This window comes from uncultured Duncaniella sp. (genome assembly GCF_910578445.1).
Classification (GTDB): Bacteria; Bacteroidota; Bacteroidia; order Bacteroidales; family Muribaculaceae; genus Duncaniella.
On sequence record NZ_CAJTQC010000005.1, the window covers coordinates 42331 to 63409 of the forward strand.

The 21079-nt window shown below is 50.9% G+C and carries 11 protein-coding genes; 5 read left to right on the plus strand and 6 right to left on the minus strand.

Translation table 11 applies throughout. The features are described from left to right. Window positions 1-12: 12 nt before the first annotated feature. The 5 genes from QZ311_RS03960 to QZ311_RS03980 all read left to right on the plus strand — a co-directional run bounded on the left by QZ311_RS03960 (window position 13) and on the right by QZ311_RS03980 (window position 9872). Entirely contained in the window at window positions 13-3282 is a 3270-nt protein-coding gene (locus tag QZ311_RS03960; RefSeq protein WP_297064236.1) for a SusC/RagA family TonB-linked outer membrane protein, read from the plus strand. A gap of 34 nt (window positions 3283-3316) precedes the next feature. Continuing rightward, on the plus strand, window positions 3317-4801 hold the full coding sequence (locus QZ311_RS03965; protein WP_297064238.1) for a RagB/SusD family nutrient uptake outer membrane protein: 1485 nt from the start codon (window positions 3317-3319) through the stop codon (window positions 4799-4801). Then, the gene (locus QZ311_RS03970; protein WP_297064241.1) at window positions 4798-6168 is read left to right on the plus strand and encodes a TlpA disulfide reductase family protein; all 1371 of its coding nucleotides are present in this window, start codon (window positions 4798-4800) and stop codon (window positions 6166-6168) included. Before QZ311_RS03965 ends, QZ311_RS03970 begins: the two co-directional genes overlap by 4 nt. Before the next feature lie 60 nt (window positions 6169-6228). Beyond that, window positions 6229-7515, plus strand: coding sequence for a pectinesterase family protein (locus QZ311_RS03975; protein ID WP_297064243.1), 1287 nt, complete (start codon window positions 6229-6231; stop codon window positions 7513-7515). Window positions 7516-7682: 167 nt separating this feature from the next. Next, the gene (locus QZ311_RS03980; RefSeq protein WP_297064246.1) at window positions 7683-9872 is read left to right on the plus strand and encodes a TlpA disulfide reductase family protein; all 2190 of its coding nucleotides are present in this window, start codon (window positions 7683-7685) and stop codon (window positions 9870-9872) included. 113 nt (window positions 9873-9985) lie between these two features. Here the strand turns inward: QZ311_RS03980 and QZ311_RS03985 are convergent, their stop codons facing one another. The 6 genes from QZ311_RS03985 to QZ311_RS04010 all read right to left on the minus strand — a co-directional run bounded on the left by QZ311_RS03985 (window position 9986) and on the right by QZ311_RS04010 (window position 21021). Continuing rightward, window positions 9986-11272: a hemolysin family protein gene (locus QZ311_RS03985; protein WP_297064249.1), complete on the minus strand. Its 1287-nt coding sequence runs from the start codon at window positions 11270-11272 to the stop codon at window positions 9986-9988. A 183-nt stretch (window positions 11273-11455) separates the two neighbouring features. Next, the gene (locus QZ311_RS03990) at window positions 11456-12943 is read right to left on the minus strand and encodes a sodium:solute symporter (protein ID WP_297064251.1); all 1488 of its coding nucleotides are present in this window, start codon (window positions 12941-12943) and stop codon (window positions 11456-11458) included. A gap of 100 nt (window positions 12944-13043) precedes the next feature. Further along, entirely contained in the window at window positions 13044-13982 is a 939-nt protein-coding gene (locus QZ311_RS03995) for a dihydrodipicolinate synthase family protein (protein WP_297064255.1), read from the minus strand. Between the two features lie 108 nt (window positions 13983-14090). Beyond that, the gene (locus QZ311_RS04000; protein WP_297064258.1) at window positions 14091-15695 is read right to left on the minus strand and encodes a sodium/solute symporter; all 1605 of its coding nucleotides are present in this window, start codon (window positions 15693-15695) and stop codon (window positions 14091-14093) included. A gap of 75 nt (window positions 15696-15770) precedes the next feature. Next, window positions 15771-18746 carry a homocysteine S-methyltransferase family protein gene (locus tag QZ311_RS04005; protein WP_297064260.1) on the minus strand — a complete coding sequence of 992 codons (2976 nt, stop codon included), beginning with the start codon at window positions 18744-18746 and terminating at the stop codon, window positions 15771-15773. Window positions 18747-18759: 13 nt separating this feature from the next. After that, on the minus strand, window positions 18760-21021 hold the full coding sequence (locus QZ311_RS04010) for an alpha-xylosidase (RefSeq protein WP_297064263.1): 2262 nt from the start codon (window positions 21019-21021) through the stop codon (window positions 18760-18762). Window positions 21022-21079: the final 58 nt, after the last annotated feature.

Consider the following 21079-nt stretch of genomic DNA (forward strand, 5'->3'; position numbering starts at 1 on the left):
AATTTTTCATAAATGTATAATCATACCAACATTATCTGCAAATCGCTTGTGCTTGCAACATTCGGGTTTTTAGTCATGCCGACAACCCCGATGAAAGCCTCCGAAATCCCCGCAAGCGTCACTGCTCCGCAGCCAAACGCCACAACCATAAGGGGAACAGTCACCGATGAGATAAACGAACCGCTCCCCGGTGCGACTATCTTTGTGAAAGGTACAAAAAACGGAACCAGCACAGACATTGACGGCAATTTCGAAATCAACGTCCACCGTCAGGGCAAAGTGACGCTTGTGGTCAGCTATGTAGGCATGAAAACCAAAGAGGTGCAGGCCACATCCGGCTCAAAACTCGACATTGTGCTCGAAACCAACGCCGACATGCTCGAAGAAGTAATCGTGTCAGGCTTCCAGACAATCTCGCGCGAACGCAACACCGGCTCGGCCGTAGTAGTCGGAGCTGAGAAACTGGGCAAAATCCAAGCACCCGACCTCAGTTCGAAACTCGAAGGCGTGACTCCGGGTCTGACCATCTATAACAATCAGGTGAGCATCCGAGGCAACTCGTCGTTCTCAATCTCAAGCACCCCGCTGCTCGTTGTCGACGGTCAGCCTGCGACCGGCATGACAATCGACGACATAAATCCCAACACGATTGAAAGCGTGACGGTGCTGAAAGACGCGGCTGCAACATCGCTCTACGGTGTCTACGCCTCAAACGGCGTCATCGTCATCACCACCAAGCGCGGAGCTGACCGCAAACTCGAGGCCAACTTTTCACTTGGCTATTATCTGAATCCCCTCCCATCGCTCGACTACCAGCACTACGCCTCGACATCGTCGGTCATCGACCTCGAACGCGAGATGCTGCTTACCGACCCAGATTATATCAAGAGTCCGTCGGCCTACTTCTCCACGAAAACCAACAAGACGAATGCGGCATATATGTCGCAGGTCGACATGCTCTACTACCGCCTTTCGCGCAACGAAATCAGCGAGACAGAGCTTAACGCGTCACTCGATGCACTGCGCAAAAACGACTACCGCAAGGAGTATCGCAAACATCTTCAAAAAAACAGTCTCACGCAGGACTACAACGTGACCCTCAACGCCGGAAGCGAAAAATATGACTTCTATGCAGCCGTCCGCTACCAGAAAATGGGACTCTACACGAAGTATGACAGCGACGACCGCCTGTCGTTCTACACCCGCAACGACCTCAAGGTCGCACCTTGGATGAAACTGACCCTCGGAGCGAACGTGATGCTCAAGAAGACCTCCTACACACAGGCTTCGGGACTCGGTGAGACTGCGGCAATGCCCTACGACACTCTCTATGACAACGAAGGCAACCTCTCATACCGCTATCTCTACAATCAGGCTCTTGCAGAGGAGGTCAACTCGACCGAAGGTCTCAACTTCATGGGCTACAACGCCATCGAGGAATCAGCCTACAACAAGTATAAGGCAGATGACCTCTACATGAAATATTTCCTTCAGGCCAATTTCACCCTTTGTCGCGGACTTGACTTCGAACTCAAGGCACAGTATGAGAAGCGTAAGATAAACGCATCGGAATATGACGAGGCAGATTCCTACATGATGCGCTCGATGATTAACGAATTCGCATCGACAAACTCACGCGGAGGCTTCGACTACAACATCCCGCAGGGAGGCCATATGCTCTACCGCGACACCAACTATGACAATTACAATGTGCGCGGACAGTTCAACTACCGCAACACATTCGGCGACAAGCACGACGTGACAGCCCTTCTCGGAGCTGAGGCACGCGAGGACAAGAACGATGTGCATATCGGCGAACGCTACGGTTTCGACGCCCAGCGACTCACATACGGACAGGTGGACTGGATGACACTCTCAAAAACCGGTGTCGTCGGACAGCTCTACGCCGCATCGCGCACGAAAGCCGAAAATCTCTACATCGCCGACGTGAAACACCGCTATGTGTCAGCCTACTTCAACGCAGGCTACGTCTATGACTCGCGCTACTCTCTCAACGCAAGCGTGCGTGTCGAGCAGGCCGACCTTTTCGGAAGCGACCCGAAATACCGCTACCGTCCGCTATGGTCGGTAGGCGGCAGCTGGAATGTCGACAAAGAACAGTTCATGCGCGACATGACATGGCTCAACATGCTTAAAATTCGTGCCACTTACGGTATCACAGGTATGGTCGACCAGACATCGTCGCCCTATCTTCTCGCATCGTTTGCCACATCGCCCTACACCAACAGCCCGATTACCATCATCCTCACTCCTCCCAACAGCTCTCTGCGCTGGGAAAAGACCTCGACATTCAATGCCGGTATCGACTTCATGCTCATCAACCGCCTGTCGGGAAGCTTTGACTTCTACAGCAAATACAGCTCCGACCTTCTCGTCAACAAGAGCATCGACCCATCGCTCGGATTCGACGGCATGGCCCGCGCAAACAACGGTGCAATGCGCAACACCGGTTTCGAACTCCATCTCAGCTATGACTGGATAAAGAACCGCGACTTCTCGTTCACAACATCATTCTCGGCCGCTTACAACAAGAATACAATTGAAAAAGTCGACTATAAGCCGACCGACGCACTCGACATGATGCTCACTCCGACTTCAAACTATCTGAAAGGCGACACCTACAATTCGCTTTACGCATATAAGTATGCAGGTCTGACAGCCGACGGCAATCCTTCGGTCTACAACGAGAAAGGCGAAATCGTGTCGATTAACCCTGTCCGCAACATCGATGCAGTGGTGTGCGTCGGACAGCTGACACCGAAATGGAACGGCGCACTCAATCTCGACTTCCGCTGGCGCGACCTTTCGGCATTCGCCAAGGTGGTCTACTATGCCGGCCACTCTCTGCGCGTCGATGTCCCCACCCTCTACGACTCGACCAACAAACTGCTCAACGGAGCTGTCAGCGAAGACATCGTAGACCGCTGGACTCCTGAAAACACCGACACCGACATCCCTGTGATGGGCATTCACGGCGACAGCGGTGAGCGCAACGAGCATTGGCGCTATGCAGATGTCAACACCGCCAGCGCATCTTTCATAAAACTGCGCAACATCGGTGTGGCCTACACCTTCCCGACCCGACTGCTGAAAAAGACACATGCGTTCAAAGGCGCGCAGCTGCGATTCCAGATTGACAACCTTTGCCACTGGGCGGCCAACAAGCACGACATTGACCCGGAGGCATTCGACGCCAACACAGGACTCAGAACCGCAGCACAGACTCCGACTTACATCTTCGGTCTAAATTTCAACTTCTAACAACTCTCCATCCAAATCTCATAATCATTACACGATGAATATCAGACTTCATATATCAACGGTTCTTGCGTGTACAGCAGCCTTATTCTCGTCATGCGACAGCTATCTTGATGTCGAACCAAAGGGGCGTACACAACTCGAATCAACCGACGACTATCTCGGGCTTCTCGAAGAAGTGTCGCCGAACTATGACCATGCCAACAGTCTCAATGTCTGCAACGAGGCTTCATGGTATAAGGTGGAAGAACTCAAGAACTATACCACACCGCTGCGCTCGGCTTGTTTCCTATGGGACGAGAACTATGACCGCGCCGCCGTCACAATCAACAGCTCTCTCTACAACAGCTGCTACAACCGCATCACGAACTACAATGTGATCGTAAGCAACATCCACACGGCCAAAGGCCCTGACTCAGACAAGGCGCTTGCATTGGCACAGGCCAAAATCATGAGAGCCTATAACTATTTCTTCCTTGTCAACACATTCGCAGCACCGTTTGATCCCGCCACTGCCGACCAGACAAACGGCATCATTGTCCGCGAAAAAATGTTTGAAAGCATCGAGGAAAAAGGTGTCCAGCAGTCTGTAGGCTACACTTACCGCTTCATTCAGCAGGACATCGACGATGCAATCGCCGATCTGCCACACATAGCCCTCAACTCTTTCCGTCCCGACAAGACCTTCGGCTACGCGTTCAAGGCCAAAGTCCATCTGTTCAAGCGCGAAATCGACGAGTGTATCGCTGCCTGCCTCGACGCTCTCGCCGAAGCACCGGCCGGAAAGCATGAACTGTGGGACATGAACGACGAATATAACCGCTATGCCCCTCAGCTCCTGATGGCCTATGGCACAGACAGAGCCATCGACCGTCCCGAATTCATGGGCTTGAACGATGCAATCGAAAGCATCTGGAAAAATGGCGTGCAAAAAGATTATGATGCATCAGAAAACCTCCTCTATCAGTTCGGTACGACCTACAACGATCCTTTCCCGATGTATCTCACGGCCGATGTCATCAATCTTTTCGACCAACAGGCCGATCTCCGCATGCTCTACTGCCTGCGCTACCGCCGCTCGCACGAAACCGCACCCGAAGGCGACCGCGAGTTCGCCTCGATGGGCATCCGCTGGAATCCGTCGGGCATGCGCCTCTCGGAAGTCTACCTGATGCTTGCCGAATGCTACGCCCGCAAGGGTTCGCCTGCCGATATCGCACAGGCGATGAACTATCTCGACATGCTCCGCTCTCGCCGCAACATCAGCAGCCGCTACACCCGTCTGACCACCACTGATGCCGCAGAGGCACTGAAATTCGTCCGTGAGGAGCGTAAACGCGAACTTTTCCTGACATGCAACGGATTTTTCGATCTTCGCCGATTCTGTGCGGAATTCAACGAGACTCTGACAAAGGAGTTTGAAGGCCAGACCTACACATTATCACCCAATTCAAGTCTGCTCACTTTCCCCTTCCCTCTCAAAGCCATGCAGACGAGCGACCTTAAACAGAACAGCAAATGAAAATAGCCTCACATGTGGCCACTATTTCGATAGCCACTATAATTTCAGCTTCAGCCGCCTGTGCCGCGACTCCGGCCACAGTCTCCATCAGTAACCGCAGCGGCCAAAAGATTTATTTCCAGCCTGAATCATCACTGAATTATTCAGAGGTAATGGCCAACGACACGCTCATCACCATCAATGAATCTCCGGCCTACTACCGTCTGATGGGTGGCAACGGTGAATTCTATCCCGTATTCGTCACCCCCGGCTCATCAACCGAAATATCTGTCGGTAACGACGGTGTCACAATCAAGGGAAGCAACGAAAAGGAAAACAATTTCATTGCAGCCAATCCCTACGTGTGCCGTACACCAAAATCAATCAAACCATACTCATCGGAGTGGGTCAAATATAATGAGAATGAAATAGTCCGCCTCGACTCTCTGATTGATGCAGCCGGGATGAACCCTGAATTTGCGGCAACCCACAAACTCTATAACCGTTACACCTTCCTCAACCAAAGGCTCGGCGGAGTGGCACTCGCAAAAGTGTTCCGTCCTAACGGCAAGAAGGTTGAGGTAAGCGAGGATTTCTATAACTTCCTCGACACACTCGGATTCAAAGACGAGAGGATATTGACCATCCCTAAATGGTTTGACGTTGTCAACAAGGCAATCGAGACCAAAGAAAGCCGCGGACTGCTGCCGGTGTCAAACGACACATACATGACCATCTATGCCAAGGCCATCGACAATGAAAAAGTGAGGTCACATTTCCTCGTCAATCTGCTCGCCTTGACACTCAAACGCAACTATCTGAACGATTTCAGCCGCCAGCTGCCTGAAATCAGACAGTTCATCACCGACGACTCTGCAAGTGCCCGGCTCAAAGAGCTCGAAAAAGAGTTTGCCGAAAAGACTCGTACCGCCGCCAATGTCGCAGCCGGAACACCGATGCCCGATTTCATGTTCAAGGATGTCGACGGCAAGGAGTTCAATTTCGCTGATTTCAGAGGCGACTATGTGATAATCGACTTCTGGTTTACAGGCTGTGCGCCTTGCCGCGCGGAAATGCCCTACTTCGACGAAGTCGCCAAGGCATTTGACGGCAAAGGAGTGAAATTCATCTCGCTTTCGGTAGATACCGGCGACGAGCTGTATGCCGAATGGGAAAAGATGATGCGCGAAAAGCCTCATGCCCCCGGAGTGCTGAGCGTCAATCTGCCCGACGGATTCAACTCTCCGCTGCTCAAGACCCTCAATATCCACGGTGTTCCGCGCATCATGCTGATCGACCGCGAAGGCCGTATAGTCGAGAGCTATGCCAAACGTCCGTCTGACCCCAAACTGCGCCAGCAGCTCGAAAGCCTCACCGCTAAAAACTAAACTAACTGTAATACAGGGACATCGCATGCGATGTCCCCATTTTTATTTAAAAACTTAACCATGAAAAAAATTATCATTTCACATGCTTTTTTGGCCGTATGCAGCATCATGATGGCACAAGAATCACCTTATAATGCCATTGTGGCCGCTGACGGCAGTGGCGATTACAAAACTATCAATGAGGCCATTTCCGCAGCGCCTGAAGGACGAACAGCCCCGTGGCTGATACTCGTCAAGAAAGGTGACTACCGCGAACATGTCGTTGTCCCTGAATCAAAACCATTCATCCACCTCATCGGTCAGGATAAGGACAACACCGCCATCCGCCTGAACCTCAACGTAGGCGGCGCGCCAAACGGAACGGAGAAACCCGGCAAGACCGCCTACTGGAATCATTCGGTCCATAATCCAGCCTCTCCTGTACATGGTTTCGATGGTGAAGTGGTGCTCGTCAACGCACCACATTTCTACACCGAGGGCATATCCTATATCAACGACTGGGGCACGGAATCGTCAAACGGTCCGCAGGCTCTTGCAATATATAGCAACGCCGACTGCGGAGCTTTCAACGACTGTAGTTTCCGCTCCTTTCAGGACACATGGCGCACTGTGAAGAGCGATTCAGGCCGACACTACATCAAGGATTGCTACATCGAGGGTGCTGTCGACTACTTCTATGGCGGTGGCGATGTTCTGGCTGAAAACTGCACGTTCTACAACGTGCGCAGCGGTTCGGTAATCGTCGCTCCGAGCCACGATAATCCTAAATATGGCTACGCATTCATCAACTGCACCGTCGACGGCAACGCCGAAGCGGCCGACGGCAAGCAAAAACTTGGACGACCGTGGAAAGGAAGTCCACGCACGGTCTACATCAACACCACCATGCGCATCCCAATCGCCGAGGAAGGCTGGTCAGACATGGCCACCGTCCCGGCACTCTTTGCCGAATACGGCAGCCGTGATGCCAACGGCAATCCCATAGACCTCAGCAAACGAAAAACTTACTATAAATATCGCAAACGCGAGGGCGGTGGCTCATGTCCGGCCACAATCACGAGAGAGGAAGCGGAAAAATATAACTACGAAAACATGATTTCGTCGCGCGACGGATGGAATCCGCGCGAAATCATGGTCAAACTCCCTGCGCCGAAGAATCTGGCATACGCTGACGGCAAGTTCTCATGGCAACCAGTCGACGGGGCTGCCGGTTACATCGTCTACGACGGTGATGAAATCATAGCGACGACCACGGCCACTTCATTCATCCGTCCCGAAATCGCCACGGCTCTTAAAGTCCGTGCCGTCAACAGCTACGGAGCTAAAGGCAAACTTGGAGTGCTGTAAGAAAACAAAAAATCATAACGAAAATCAACCAATCCAATCATACTTGATGCTATATGTCAGAATCCGAGTACTAAAAAGGTATTCGGATTCTGATTTATATTGTCTATCTTTGCACTCCGGCTCATTAACCTAAATTCATCAATCAATTATCACACCTTCTTTATTACATGAAAAATTTCATACTCTCCTTACTGGCTGTAGCGGCTTCACTTCCGATAGCTGCAGAGAGACACGTCAATCCTGATTATTCATTCCGCACTACGGCCGTAATCAGACCGACCTGTGTCGAACGCACCGAAGATGCAACCAAAATCAGTTTTCACGCCACATTCCGTCCCCACAACTGGATAAGAGTCGACAGCACTGCCGTCATAATTGACACGAAGTCAGGCGTCCGCTATACTCCAGTCAGCGCTACCGGACTCACACTCAGCAAGAAATTCCGTATGCCTGACACCGGAGAGGCTGACTTCACCATAAATTTCCCACCTATGCCTGAAGGGACTGATGAAGTGAACTTCGACGACGGCTCATGGAAAATATTCGGCCTGCGACTCGACGGCAAGAAAGCCGCCAAGACAGAGAGCATTGATTTTGACAGATGGGAGGCCGAACACCATGTCACATATCCGGGCGAACCGTCAGAATTTTTCAAGAAAGCTGATGCCACTATTACCGGTGTCATCAACGGCTACAACCGACAGCTGGGTTTTGACAATGCATTGGTCTACTATACTAACTCGATCTCCGGCGAGAGCACTCCCAAACAGATTGAAATCGGGCCTGACGGTGAGTTTTCAATATCTCTCCCAATCGTCTCTCCCGGCTATTTTTCAATCTCGAAACTCGGCGAATCATGGCTACAATTATATGCCGAACCGGGCCGCACACTTGAGCTGGCTATAGACTGGGAGCTACTGTTGCAAGACAATCTTGACAAACGTATGGGCAAAAACGTAAACAGAGCCCTACATTTCGGAGGCGAACTCGGCGACATCAACCGTGAACTTGTAGGATGCCCTGAACCTGAATATCTGAACATTTTTAAGTTGTCGCACGACATTGTTCCCTCAGAATTCATAAAACGGCTGAATGAGCGCGATGCCACCTATCGAGCCAATATCGAGGCATATATAAAATCGTCAGCTCTTAATCCTGTCACCATAAAACTGCTAAGTGCAAATGAGAAAGGAAAGTCTGCCTACGATCTACTCGACTATGCAATGTATTATAGGGATCATGCCCGTACTGATTCTACCGCACCATCGCTGAAAGAACCTATCGGACTCGACTATTTCAACACCATCAAAGAAATCTTAACTGAAAACGACAAATGGTTTATCGCAGGGGAATCAACAGGAAACCTCTATAACCGACTGGCTTTCTGCGAACTTCCAAGGCTGATAGGAGCTGAATCATTATATTCGGTCTACATTCCCGACACAGGCATCGGTTTCCTAAAAAATTTAGGTGCGAAACTTACAAAAGAAGAGGAAGAAACAGAAACATGGATTGAAAAAAACATCGGCACTACGCTTCAGGTCAATCTTAAAGAGATGGATGAAATCTATGACCGCCTGTCGCTCGCAAACAGAATAGCAGAGCGCTGCGGGATGCAAGAAAAATACAGCGAATACATCCAACAGTCATTGCAGAAAGGCAATAGTCAGGATTATGAAATAAATGACAAGATACTGAACGCCGACCGACAAGCACAGGCCATGAAGGTGTTTGCCTCAACCGAAACCACACCATTGCTCTGGCAGTTGACACAGGCTGCCACATTTTGCAGCTACGGTAGCCTCAATCCGACAAATCACACAAAGGACAAAGTGACAAAAGTCCTTGAGGAAACTGTAGCCAGAGGGGTGTTCACAGAACCGTTTTTAAAGTCCGAACTCAATAATTTCTATACCGAAGCCTATAATTCACAGCAATATTATCTGCCTGATGACAAACGCGGAGAAGTGATGCGCAACCTCATCGCTCCTCATTCCGGCAAAATACTGCTTGTCGATTTCTGGAGCACCGGATGTGGCCCTTGCCGAGCAAACATAGAGCGTAGTGCCTCCCTACGCGAACGTAACCGGCAGCATCCCGACTTCAAAATGATATTCATAACAGGCGATGATGAGTCACCTGAGGATGCCTACAGAAAATACGTAGAGAAAAATCTCGCAGACGAGACATGCCACCGTATTCCACAGTCAGACTATAACCGCTTGCGCGATTTGTTCAAATTCAACGGAATACCGCGCTACATACTGATTGACCGAGACGGTAAAATCCTCAACGATAATTTCAATCTATATTCGCTATCTAAAACACTCTCGGATTATGGTGTAACATTAATGTAGATTTTTTCTAATAATAGCCTGAGGCATGTCCGGATAGATTTTCCGACATGCCTCAGGCTATTTACATACATTTATTATTCTACGGCCTAATCATGATAAGGCCGGCTCGAAGCTTAAGCATCATCCTCTTTAGTAAGGAAAGAGACTGCGATTTTGTCTATGCGTGCCCTATCCATATCGGCAACCTCGAAGCGGAAACAGTTCCAGTCGAATATGTCGCCCTCAGAGGGTACGCGTTTGAGATTTTCGATAATAAGCCCCGCAAGAGTGGTATATGACGCAGGCTGATAGAGATCTTCGCGGTCAAAAAATGAAAGAAAATCATAAACTGAACATTGTCCGTCGACCAGCCATTCATCCTTGTCCTGCCGCTTGATGATGACCGGACCGTCCATCCCCTCAGGAGTGCAACCCACAAGGCCGTCGAGAATGTCGCCAAGTGTGACAACGCCCTGAAAACAGCCATATTCGTCATAGACGAGTGCAAGATGCTCGCGTGTGCTCTTGAAGGTATCGAGCGCATCGTAGACTGTCATACTCTCAGGAATCGAAAGTCCCGACGATAACTGCCGAGCTATATTGAAATCAGGCTGTCCGAGCGTGAGAATCAGCTGTTTGAGCGAAACCACTCCACAGATTTCCTCCCTGTCGTCGTCAAACACCGGATAGGTCGAATGAAGCTCGTCGGCAAGCACCTTGCGGATTTTTTCTTCATCCATTCCGACCGTCAGGCATGCCACATCCTTACGGCTTGTCATTATGGCTTCAATCCTGCAATCGCCGAGCACGAGCGCACGTTCCATGATGTCCTGCTCGACCTCGCGAACCTCGCCCGACTCCGTGCCTTCCTGAATAAGCGACTTGATTTCCTCCTCGGTCACTTTCGACGAATTCTCGCCCAGACGAAGAAGTTTTACTATCCCGGCAGTAGAAACCGAAAGCAGCCACACGACGGGATAAGTGATAATTGAGAGCATTTTCATCGGTCCGGCCACGATTTTCGCTATCGTATCGGCACGTCCGAGTCCAATGCGTTTGGGGACAAGCTCACCCACGACAATCGACAGATAGGTCACTACTGAAACTATCACTATTTTCGACAGCGTCAGCGCAAGCCTCGGTGCGACTCCCGCCCCGGCAAGCCAGTCGGCAACCTGAGTCGCGATGGTCGCTCCTGAAAACATACCGGTCAGGATTCCTATCAGGGTTATGCCTATCTGGACTGTCGACAGAAAGCGGTCGGGTTCGCCAGCAAGTTGCAAGGCTGTGGCCGCATTGCGGTTACCGTTGCGGGCATCCGATGTGAGTTTTGATTTACGCGCTGAAATCAAGGCAACTTCCGACATTGAGAATATGCCGTTTAGAAGAATGAGTGCGATAATTATTATAAGATCGTCCATGCAGTATCAGGAAAAACATAAATTTGTTTATTTGATAACAATATTTAGCCTTTGTTTGTTTTCATTGAGGCTCTGAAGCTCTCCAACCGGCCATGATATTCACGACGAATCTAAACGATATATGTACAGCATCCCTGACGGATTACCGTCAGGGATGCTGTACATATATCGTTTTTGATGAAATTAATCAGCCTGTGCGACAGTAGCGGCGGAGTCTTTCTCCTTGTTCATGAACTGCACGAGGATAAAACCGATGAAAAATATGAGCAAAGTGCTGATGACAATGCTTAGATTAATGTGTACAAACTGCGGAAGTCCCATCCAATCGGTCAGCTTGGTCTGCAAGGCGATAAGAATCAAGGATGCCACACCAACAATCACACCGGGCACTACATGCTGCTTTTTGGCCTTCGGGCAGAGATATGCCAGAAGGAACATGCCGAGGACACCGCCTGAACATACGCTGCTCAGTGCCCACCATGCGTCAAGCGCATTGTCGACAAGAAGGAAGCAGAGCGCAACTCCGATGCCGAGAACACCGACAGCCACACTTGCAAGACGGAGCACGATGACCTTACGCTCGTCGCTCGCATTGGGGAACATGTGTGAGTAGAAATCTGTCAGGACAATTGTTCCGGACGATGTGACACTTGTTGCCACCGTACTCATTCCGGCACAGAAAATCGAAGCAATCAGCAGACCGATAAGTCCAACCGGAAGTTCGTTGATTATAAAATATGGGAACACATAGTCACTCTTGATACCTTCCGGAAGCGCACCGGGGTGAACCTGATAGAAGGCAAACAGACACGAACCGATGAGAAACAGGATGAGATTGACGGGCAATGTGAGCAACGAACCCCAGAATGCGCTCTTCCTTGCCTCGCTAAGCGAGGGAGCGGCACAATAGCGCTGTGTGTAGCTCTGGTCAATGGCGAAGTTATTCAGATTGGTGAACATACCGTAGATCAGACACACCCAGAAGGTGCTCTCGACAAGGCTGTCGCCAAAGCTGCCGAGAGAAAACTTATTGTTCTCCATGCAGATTTCCAAAGCCTGTCCCGGTCCTTCGGGCATACCTCTGAAAAGCATGACAAGACAGATGATAGCCCCGGCAATGAGAATAGCGCCCTGAAGGGCTTCAGTCCATATCACTGACTTCAGACCACCCTTCTGACTATAAAGTATGATACCGATACCTGTCACAGTCACCACAAGCGGGATGCTCCATCCCATAAGCACATTCATCGGGACGGCAAGCAGAAACAATATCGCCCCCGAACGGCACACCTGTGTGAAAAGATAAAACACTGACGCATATAGACGTGCCCAGCGGCCAAAGCGTTTTTCAAAGAAACTATATGCGCTGATACTTCCGAGAGAGCGATAAAACGGCACAAAGTAACGCATGGCCAGCAGGCCGGCAGGCAAAATTGAGATTGTGAACACAAAGGCATTCCAATTTCCTGTAAACGCTGACGAACAGTATCCTAAAAATGAAATCGAGCTACAGAACGAAGCAAATATCGAGAGGCCGACAACCCATCCGGGCACTTTGCCTCCACCACGGGTAAACTCATCGCTACTCTGTTTTTTACGTCCGAAAAGATAACCGAATAATATAGTTCCGACTGTAAAAACAAGGAATACGACAAGGTCTATTATATTCATGATATGAGAGATAGGGGAATAGTAACTTTAGAGTAATATTTTTAAGAGAGAGAGGGGAATGAGTAATTATATAGCTATTTTTCCAATAATAGAATTGAAATCAAAGGATTATCTTGCCGTTTTCAATCGGGAGACGGTCGAGCGCTTCCTGAATCTTGCGACGTTCGGGCTCATTGAACTTGTGGAACGGAGCTGCCACAAAATCATCCTTGATGACACCGAGGAGCGAGCAGGCACACTTGAGACCCTTCAGGTAGCTTGAGCCGTGCTTGCCGACACTGTAGATTGATGTGCTGATTTGCATGATAATCTGCTGGAGTCGCCACACTTCTTTCACGTCACCGGCCTTGGCTGCGTTATACATGGCCACATAGAGTTCGGGGAACATGTTCGCACCGCCGTTGATACCGCCGTTAGCGCCGAGAAGCACACATTCGCCGGTCACTTCCTCCGGGCCCATGAGAAGCGCGAAGTCGGGACGGTCCTTCATTGTGTACATCACCGACTGGAAATACGGGATATTTGCAGAGCTATCCTTGAAGCCGACCACCTTTTCGTTTTCAGCGATACGATGGATTGTTGCCGGTGAGAAGTTGACCTTCACATGGCTGGGCATATTGTAGAGGAAAAGAGGGAGCGGAAGCTGCGGGAGCATATCCTCATAGAATTCTGCAAGCTCAGGCTGGCCTGTGGCGAAATAGTAGGGCGCAGCGCTCACGACAGCCGACGCGCCACAGTCGGCAGCAACCTTTGCGAGATTGACGCTTTCGACGATAGAAGTGTCGGTCACACACACCAACACCGGAAGACGTCCGGCATTTATGCGGCAGGTTTCTTTGATCATCTCTTTGCGGAGACGGTAGCTCAGACTCTGTTCCTCACCTGTAGTACCGAGGATGAAGAGACCGTGGACACCACCTGCAATGAGATGTTCGATAAGATTTTCAAGACTTGCGACATCAAGAGTGTCGTTACCGAGAAGTGGAGTCACAAGGGGAGGAATGATTCCGCTAAGTGGAGATTTAAAGGTTGTATTCATTTGGATTGGTTTTATAGACATGCAAAAATAATAAATTCCGATGGGCGATACAAACATAAGTCAAATATTGTCGCGACCGACAGACTTATTGTATCATAGGTTGTGGTTTTAATGGCCGTTGAAGAACATATAAAGCCCTATCATAACGATTGCGAGGGCAAGCCATGCCATCTGTACGCTGAGCGACATCCTGCCTTTTATGACAGTCATCGGCGCACGCTCGACAGAGGCCTTGTCCATCATGCTGACAGCAATCATCGTTATAATCAGAACTACGAATATGATGAACGAAAGCATCATGAAGTGGACATGTTCGGTGGCGTTAGGGATGACCCACAGATAGAGGACACCGCAACCGATGCTGAAAATCGTACCGAACGTCAGGACAATGTTTGCTGCAAGTGTCGTACAGCGTTTCCAGAACACACCCATTACAAAAACAGCCGCCATCGGAGGAGCGATGAAACTCAACACTGACTGGAACACATTGAAAAGGTCCATGCCTTTGATATTGTCAACGGCTATGGTGATAAGAATCGAGACGAGAGCTCCGACGACAGTCACTATATGCCCTGTACGCACAATCTCAGCCTGCGAAGCGCCGGTGTTGATATTCTTGACATATATATCCATCGTGAACACAGTGCTGAGGGCATTCAGCGCCGAACCGATTGTGCTTATGAGAGCGGCTGTCAGCACGGCTATCACAAGACCTACCATTCCGACAGGGAACAGGTTTGACACAAGCGTCATATAAGCATGGTCAGGCTCGATAACGGCATCGCCGAAAAAGCCTTTTTTCCACAATGCGAAGCAGACAACGCCGGGTATGATATAGATGGCAACGTCGAGAATCTTCAGCCAGCCGGTGAAATTAGCTCCCTTCTGACCTTCATTGAGATCTCGCGCCGCAAGCACAGGCTGCACCATTGACTGGTCAGTACACCAGAACCACAGACCTGAAATCGGATAGCCGAGCAGGATTGGCAGCCAAGGGAATTCCTTATGATCGTTGGGCTGGAAGAGATTCCAGTAGTGTGACGGGACTACGCTTGAATCGGCAAGGGTGTTGATACCGCCAACAACCGACTCGCCGCCGAGATGCCAGATGCCGACCACCGTCAGCGTCGCAGAGACAAAAATCAGCAGGACCATCTGATAGACATTCGTATAGGCTATAGCCCTCAGACCTCCGATAATCGTAAAGAAGGCCGAAATCGCAAGCAGAATGAAGGCCGAGAACCACATCGGAATCCCGAATACCTGACGGATGATGATGCCACCGGCAAAAAGAGTCAGTGCGAGCCACGAAATCAACACTGTGACTATCGTGTACCACGCAAGCATGTTGCGGGTCGATTCGCCGAAACGTTTCCCCATGAATTCGGGAAGAGTGGTTATCTTCTCGCCAAGATAGCGCGGAGCAAACACAAAGGCAAGAAGTGCTATAAACACGAAGGCATACCACGCATAGTTGCCTGACACGATGCCGGCTGCGAATCCGGCGCTCGCCGATGCGATTAGCATCGACGGTCCGACATTCGTCCCCCACATGGAGAATCCGATATGATGCCATTTCAGAGAATTTCCGGCAAGAAACTTGTGTGCGCCTTTCTTGGTTTTCGAACTGGCCCAGAGGCCAATGGCCAACAACACCACAAAATAGGCGATGAGGACCACCCAGTCCATAGGCCGCATTGATAAATCGTTCATTTTAATTTTATTAGATTTAGGTAAATAAAGCTGTTACGTGAATTAGACAAGTCAACAATAAAGAGTGAGTCACACTCACGCGCCGACAAGTCGACGCGCGAGTGCAACCGCTGTATTTGCATTGTCACTGTAGCCGTCAGCTCCGATCTCGTCGGCAAAGCTCTGGCTTACCGGGGCTCCGCCCACCATCACCTTCACTTTGTCACGCAGACCGGCTTCTTCAAGAGCTACGATGACATCTTTCATATAAGTCATTGTCGTGGTGAGAAGTGCGCTCATACACAATATATCAGCTGCGCTCTTACGGACTTCATCGACAAATGTCTCGGCAGGGACATCGATGCCGATATTGATGACCTCGAAGCCGCAGCCCTCAAGCATAGAGGCTACAAGATTCTTGCCGATATCATGCAGGTCGCCTTTGACAGTTCCGATGACCACCTTTCCAAGCGTTGCGGCCGCACCGCCTGCAAGCATCGGCTTCAGCAGCTCAAGGGCAGACTTCATGGCGCGTCCAGCCATGAGAAGCTGTGGCACGAAAGCTTTGCCGTCCTGAAAACGCTGTCCGACCTCAGCCATCGCACGTATCATCTGACCGTTGATTATATCCTGAGGAGCGACACCGTTGTCAATCATGACTTTGGTGGCCGCGGCAGCATCGTCAGCCTTGCCTGCGAGTATGGCTTCAAACACACCATCGTTGCTGACAGCCTCCTGTTCCGGACTCACATTGGCCGGTGGACAGCAGTCGCAGTTCACACCATGCGCAATCACCGGCTCACGGTAACGCGGTTTTTCGTCAATTTTTACCTCTACCACATCCGATTTCAGACCCGGGCAGTGAGGTGAAAGCCACAGCCCCTTGACCGGTTCTGTGATGCGCACGAGTGCGGCAATATGCTTGTCGGTAGTTCCGCAGCAACCTCCTATTATGTTGACCACATGTCCGTCGAGCAAAGGCCACATGGCAGACTGAAGCATCTCGGGCGACAATCCGTAGTTACCGTTGTCATCAGGCAGTCCGGCATTCGGATAGGCGCTTATCCTGTAGTCGCATTCGCTGCCGAGACGCACAAGCAATGGGATCATCTCACGGATATCCCTCACGCAGTTCAGACCGACCGAGAGGACGGGGACATCCTTAAGTCCGGCTATGAACCCGCTGACCGACTGACCAAGCATATTGTATCCGTCGGGAGTCTTGACAGTGAAACTTAACATCAGCGGCAATGTCTTACCGGCCTTGCGCATGGCTCTGACAGCTGCCTTTATAGCCGCATCGGCATTCTTGACATCAAAAATGGTCTCTATGAGAAGAACGTCAACCCCACCTTCGATAAGAGCCGAAGCCTGCTCCTCGTATGCTTCAAGAAGTATGTCGTAGCTGAAAGTGGCCCATCCGGGCTGCACGCTTTCAGAATTCAGCGAGCAGGTCTTGCTTGTCGGACCGATTGAGCCGGCAACGAAACGTGGCTTCCACGGAGTCTTGCGTGTATATTCATCAGCCAGCTCACGCGCGATGCGGGCGGCTGAGAGATTTATTTCACGGCATATTCCATCGAGCCTGAAATCGGCCATCGAAATACGCTGGGCATTGAACGTGTCGGTGCTTATTATATCAGCTCCGGCGTCGAGATACCTGCGGTGAATCTCACGGATTACGTCAGGTCTTGTTATCGACAGCAGGTCATTGTTGCCTCGCAAGGCACATCCGTGGTCACTGAACCTCTCACCTCTGAAATCATTCTCTGTAAGGCCGTAGGACTGTATCATCGTCCCCATCGCACCGTCAAGCACGAGCACACGTCTTTCCATCGCCTTGACCAGAGGAGATTCCTCATCTATCGCGAGTGCTGAAGTTCCGTCAGCTTCAAGAGCCTCACTTTCAACTTTATCAATGATACGCTCAACCTCAGCGTCAGCATCAAACTGACCATCTGACGTAAGCTTCATCACATCCGTATCATCGCGTCTTGCAGCCGGGCGGTAACGGTATTCCTCAACTATCTTCATCGCCTGCTCGACTTCGGCCTCATTGTGGAAATCCATTTCGAGGTGCACGCCGTTGCCTCCGATGTTGTCAAGAAGCGGTTTCAGCTCGTCGAGAGTCACCCAGCAGGCCATAATGCTCTTACCGCCGTCAAGGATACGGCGATAGAGGTCATACCATTTCGGTGAGCCGCCCTGAGGCTCACCGACACCGGGAGTCCACTGGATTGCGTTGAGTTCCTCGACCTCAAGAAGCGCCGGGAGATGATGGAGCGCACCCACACCGTCGAGATGATAGAGAGTGTAGTCAATCCGCTGACACTGCTGGCGGATGAACGGCTGCACGAAGCGGCGGTAGTCATCGACACTTATCATGGTCGATATGTCGCTCTGGAGTTTCGACATCCTACCCGGGGCCCACGACGAGAAGTAGCAGAAAGCCATTTCGTCGCCTTCGCGGATTATGTCGTAGAGTTCGTCGTAGACACGGAAATATATGTCGTTGATCTGCTGCATCTGGCGCTCAAGCACATCGGGCTGCATCACAGTGTCGAGAAGCACCTTGTCAGTGCCCTTGATGGCGGCAAGCACATCGAGTCCTTCCATAAGGTCAGGCATACCGACATAATAGTGGCCCTGAGCCTTAGCCTTGCAAGCTTTGAGAAGCTCCTTGTGGAGAAGCCAGTTGGGATGGTTTTCGTCAAACTTCAGCTCGTCGGTATAATTTGGGTCGGGATGAATCCAGATTGTATCAGGTCCACCCTCGAACACTCCGCCGAGTATCGCCGCGAGCGAACCCGGGCCAAGCTGAGTGTTGGCCACAGGGAGGATGTCGGCCTTCAGCGAACTGTGTGCCACATACCAGTCGAGATATTCGGCACGCCACTTCGGGTCAAACCATTTCTGATTGAGGTCTATAGGAGCTGCCGGTGCAGGAATATCGGCGTGAGGCTTCACACCTTCCTGAAAATGCTCCCACATGTTGAGAACAATTCCTTTGTGATTCCACCAGTCAATGTAGTGCTGTTTGGTTTCCTCAAGATTTTCTTTCCATGTATTCATTGATAGGCGGATTTTATTCGTTGAAAAGTTTTTCGTTCCAGATTCCCTTGAAATTCTCGTCGACATGGATGCTTATGGTCTTCGCCATGTCCATTTGGTCGGTGCAGTCGACGGCTTCGGGATAGAACGGAATATCGCTGCCATACTTCACATAGACTGGCATCTCATCGAGCGGGACTTCCACATCCTTGAGCCAGCGGCCTCCGTCGATAACCTCACCGCTGAAGAAGTCAACCCACTTGCCTTCGGGCAGATAGATGTCGCGGCGGTTCTCGGAGTTCATCACTGGAGCGACGAGGAAGCTGTCGCCGAAATAATACTCATCGTCGATGTGACGGCAGGTACGGTCATCGGGATGATGGAATATCAAGGCCTGCACGAGTGTCGAACCGCTGACAGTGGCGCGCTCGCTCTCGGCGTAGATATAAGGAATGAGTCCGTAGCGCAGCTTCCACCACTTTTTCACAATCGGGGCTATCGCCGGATAGTGCCACGGCTCGCGCTTGCTTGTGCCGTGATAGCGGATATGCGACGAGAATACGCCAAACTGTGTCCAGCGCACATAGACATCATCGTCAACCACGGAGTTCATGAAGTTGGGCAGCGAATGGAAGCCCGGAACGTCGTGACTCCAGAAAGCAAAGCCCGACAGACCAAAATGCAATCCGCCCTTCAGCGAACCGGCCAGACCGTCCCATGAGCTGCATGAGTCGCCACCCCAGTGGAGAGGATAGCGCTGACATCCGGCCCATGCGGCACGCGCCCATACAATACCGTCGCCGGTCACATCCTTCGTAATCTCATAGGCAGCCTTCTGATAGAGGAGCGCATAGAGATTGTTGAGAAGCTCCGGTTTCATACCTTTATAGATGGCATCCATGTGGATGTTTTCACCGAAATCGGTCTTAATGCACACCACACCCATGTCAAGAAGCTCCTTGAGCAGACCTTTATACCACTCTGTAGCGGCGGGATAGGTGAAATCAATCGTTCCGGCATAGTCAAGAGCCGAGAAGTTCGAGCCCTCCGACGCCTGCTGCTTGGTAAGGGGTGCTATATAGTCGTTTTCGCGTGCCTCGTCAATCTGTTCGGCATCCTTGGCCACGTAGGGTAGCTGCCACAGTGACACACGGAATCCTTTGTCACGTAATCCGCGCAGGAATCCTTCGGGATCGGGGAAACGCTCAGGATTGAATTTCCACTCGCAGAGCCAGTCGGTGCGGAACCATCCTGTATCGAGATGTATCACATCGCATGGATAATGCTCATCACGCAGGCGGTCGCATATACCGTCGACCTCATCAGCGCTGAAATATGTCATACGGCTCATCCACACACCGAAACTCCAGAGCGGCGGCATGGTAGGATAGCCCGTGAGGTCGCGGTAGCCCCTGATAATCTCCTCTATCGAATCGCCGCCGATGACAAAGGCATCGACAAGCGCCTGATCGCTCATGAACTGCACCGAGCGTGTCGAATGCCCGGCAAGCGAGAGCTTGCACCAAGAAGTGGTGTGATAGAATGTGCCATACATGCGGCTCGACACATAGAACGGAATGTTCTTATAGGTGCGGCGATTGTTGACACCCTGTCCGTCCTGATTCTTGAGGAAGAAGGTCTGGCCACTGAGGTCCATCTTGGCGAATCGCTCGCCTGTGCCGCCGAAACATTCATCGGGCTTGCATTCAAACGAAAGAGTCGCACGCTCCTTCTCACCGTCGAGCTTGCAATAGGCAAGAGGGAGAGCATCGTAGCGTGGAGGCGAGAAATGGTCGTAGGCCGCGAGACGAACTTCACGCTTTCCGTCAGGATAGAGGCGGAGGTCAAGAGTCTCCTGCGGATCGGGCAGCAGTGTGCTCCAGCGGTCGAGGAGCGGCTCGCGCAGATTGATGACCGCGCGGCGGACACCATCGGCTGTCGATATAATCCACTCGCCATCATTAAATTTCGCATCGAGGGGCATTTTGGCAACACGCTCGCTGAGCATGAGCATCTCGGAATCGTCGGACATCTCGATGTCTCCGAAGCCCATGAACACACGTGTGATCTTAGGGCCGTATTGCCTTATGATAAGTGTATGGTTCTCGCGCGGGGCTGATTCATCGGCCGCCATATCGTTGGCAAGCTGCTGCTTCTGAAACGGAACGGTTACAAGGACATCGCCGTCCTTGACATTGACCGCTGTCGGGCTGCAAGCCTTCCATAGCGATTCGTCGCGCTTTAAATCTATGTCAAAATCAAGAAAATCAAATAAATGATAATTCGTAGGTTTCATCTTTGATTATTATCGTTGTTACTTTTCCTAAATATGTATGTCGCAATTGCAGAAATAA

Coding starts and splice junctions, on each gene's coding strand:
- QZ311_RS03965 (WP_297064238.1), top strand. CDS start 3,317: ATGAATATCAGACTTCATATATCAACGGTTCTTGCGTGTACAGCAGCC.
- QZ311_RS04005 (WP_297064260.1), bottom strand. CDS start 18,746: ATGAATACATGGAAAGAAAATCTTGAGGAAACCAAACAGCACTACATT.
- QZ311_RS03985 (WP_297064249.1), bottom strand. CDS start 11,272: ATGGACGATCTTATAATAATTATCGCACTCATTCTTCTAAACGGCATA.
- QZ311_RS03990 (WP_297064251.1), bottom strand. CDS start 12,943: ATGAATATAATAGACCTTGTCGTATTCCTTGTTTTTACAGTCGGAACT.
- QZ311_RS04010 (WP_297064263.1), bottom strand. CDS start 21,021: ATGAAACCTACGAATTATCATTTATTTGATTTTCTTGATTTTGACATA.
- QZ311_RS03995 (WP_297064255.1), bottom strand. CDS start 13,982: ATGAATACAACCTTTAAATCTCCACTTAGCGGAATCATTCCTCCCCTT.
- QZ311_RS04000 (WP_297064258.1), bottom strand. CDS start 15,695: ATGAACGATTTATCAATGCGGCCTATGGACTGGGTGGTCCTCATCGCC.
- QZ311_RS03980 (WP_297064246.1), top strand. CDS start 7,683: ATGAAAAATTTCATACTCTCCTTACTGGCTGTAGCGGCTTCACTTCCG.
- QZ311_RS03975 (WP_297064243.1), top strand. CDS start 6,229: ATGAAAAAAATTATCATTTCACATGCTTTTTTGGCCGTATGCAGCATC.
- QZ311_RS03970 (WP_297064241.1), top strand. CDS start 4,798: ATGAAAATAGCCTCACATGTGGCCACTATTTCGATAGCCACTATAATT.
- QZ311_RS03960 (WP_297064236.1), top strand. CDS start 13: ATGTATAATCATACCAACATTATCTGCAAATCGCTTGTGCTTGCAACA.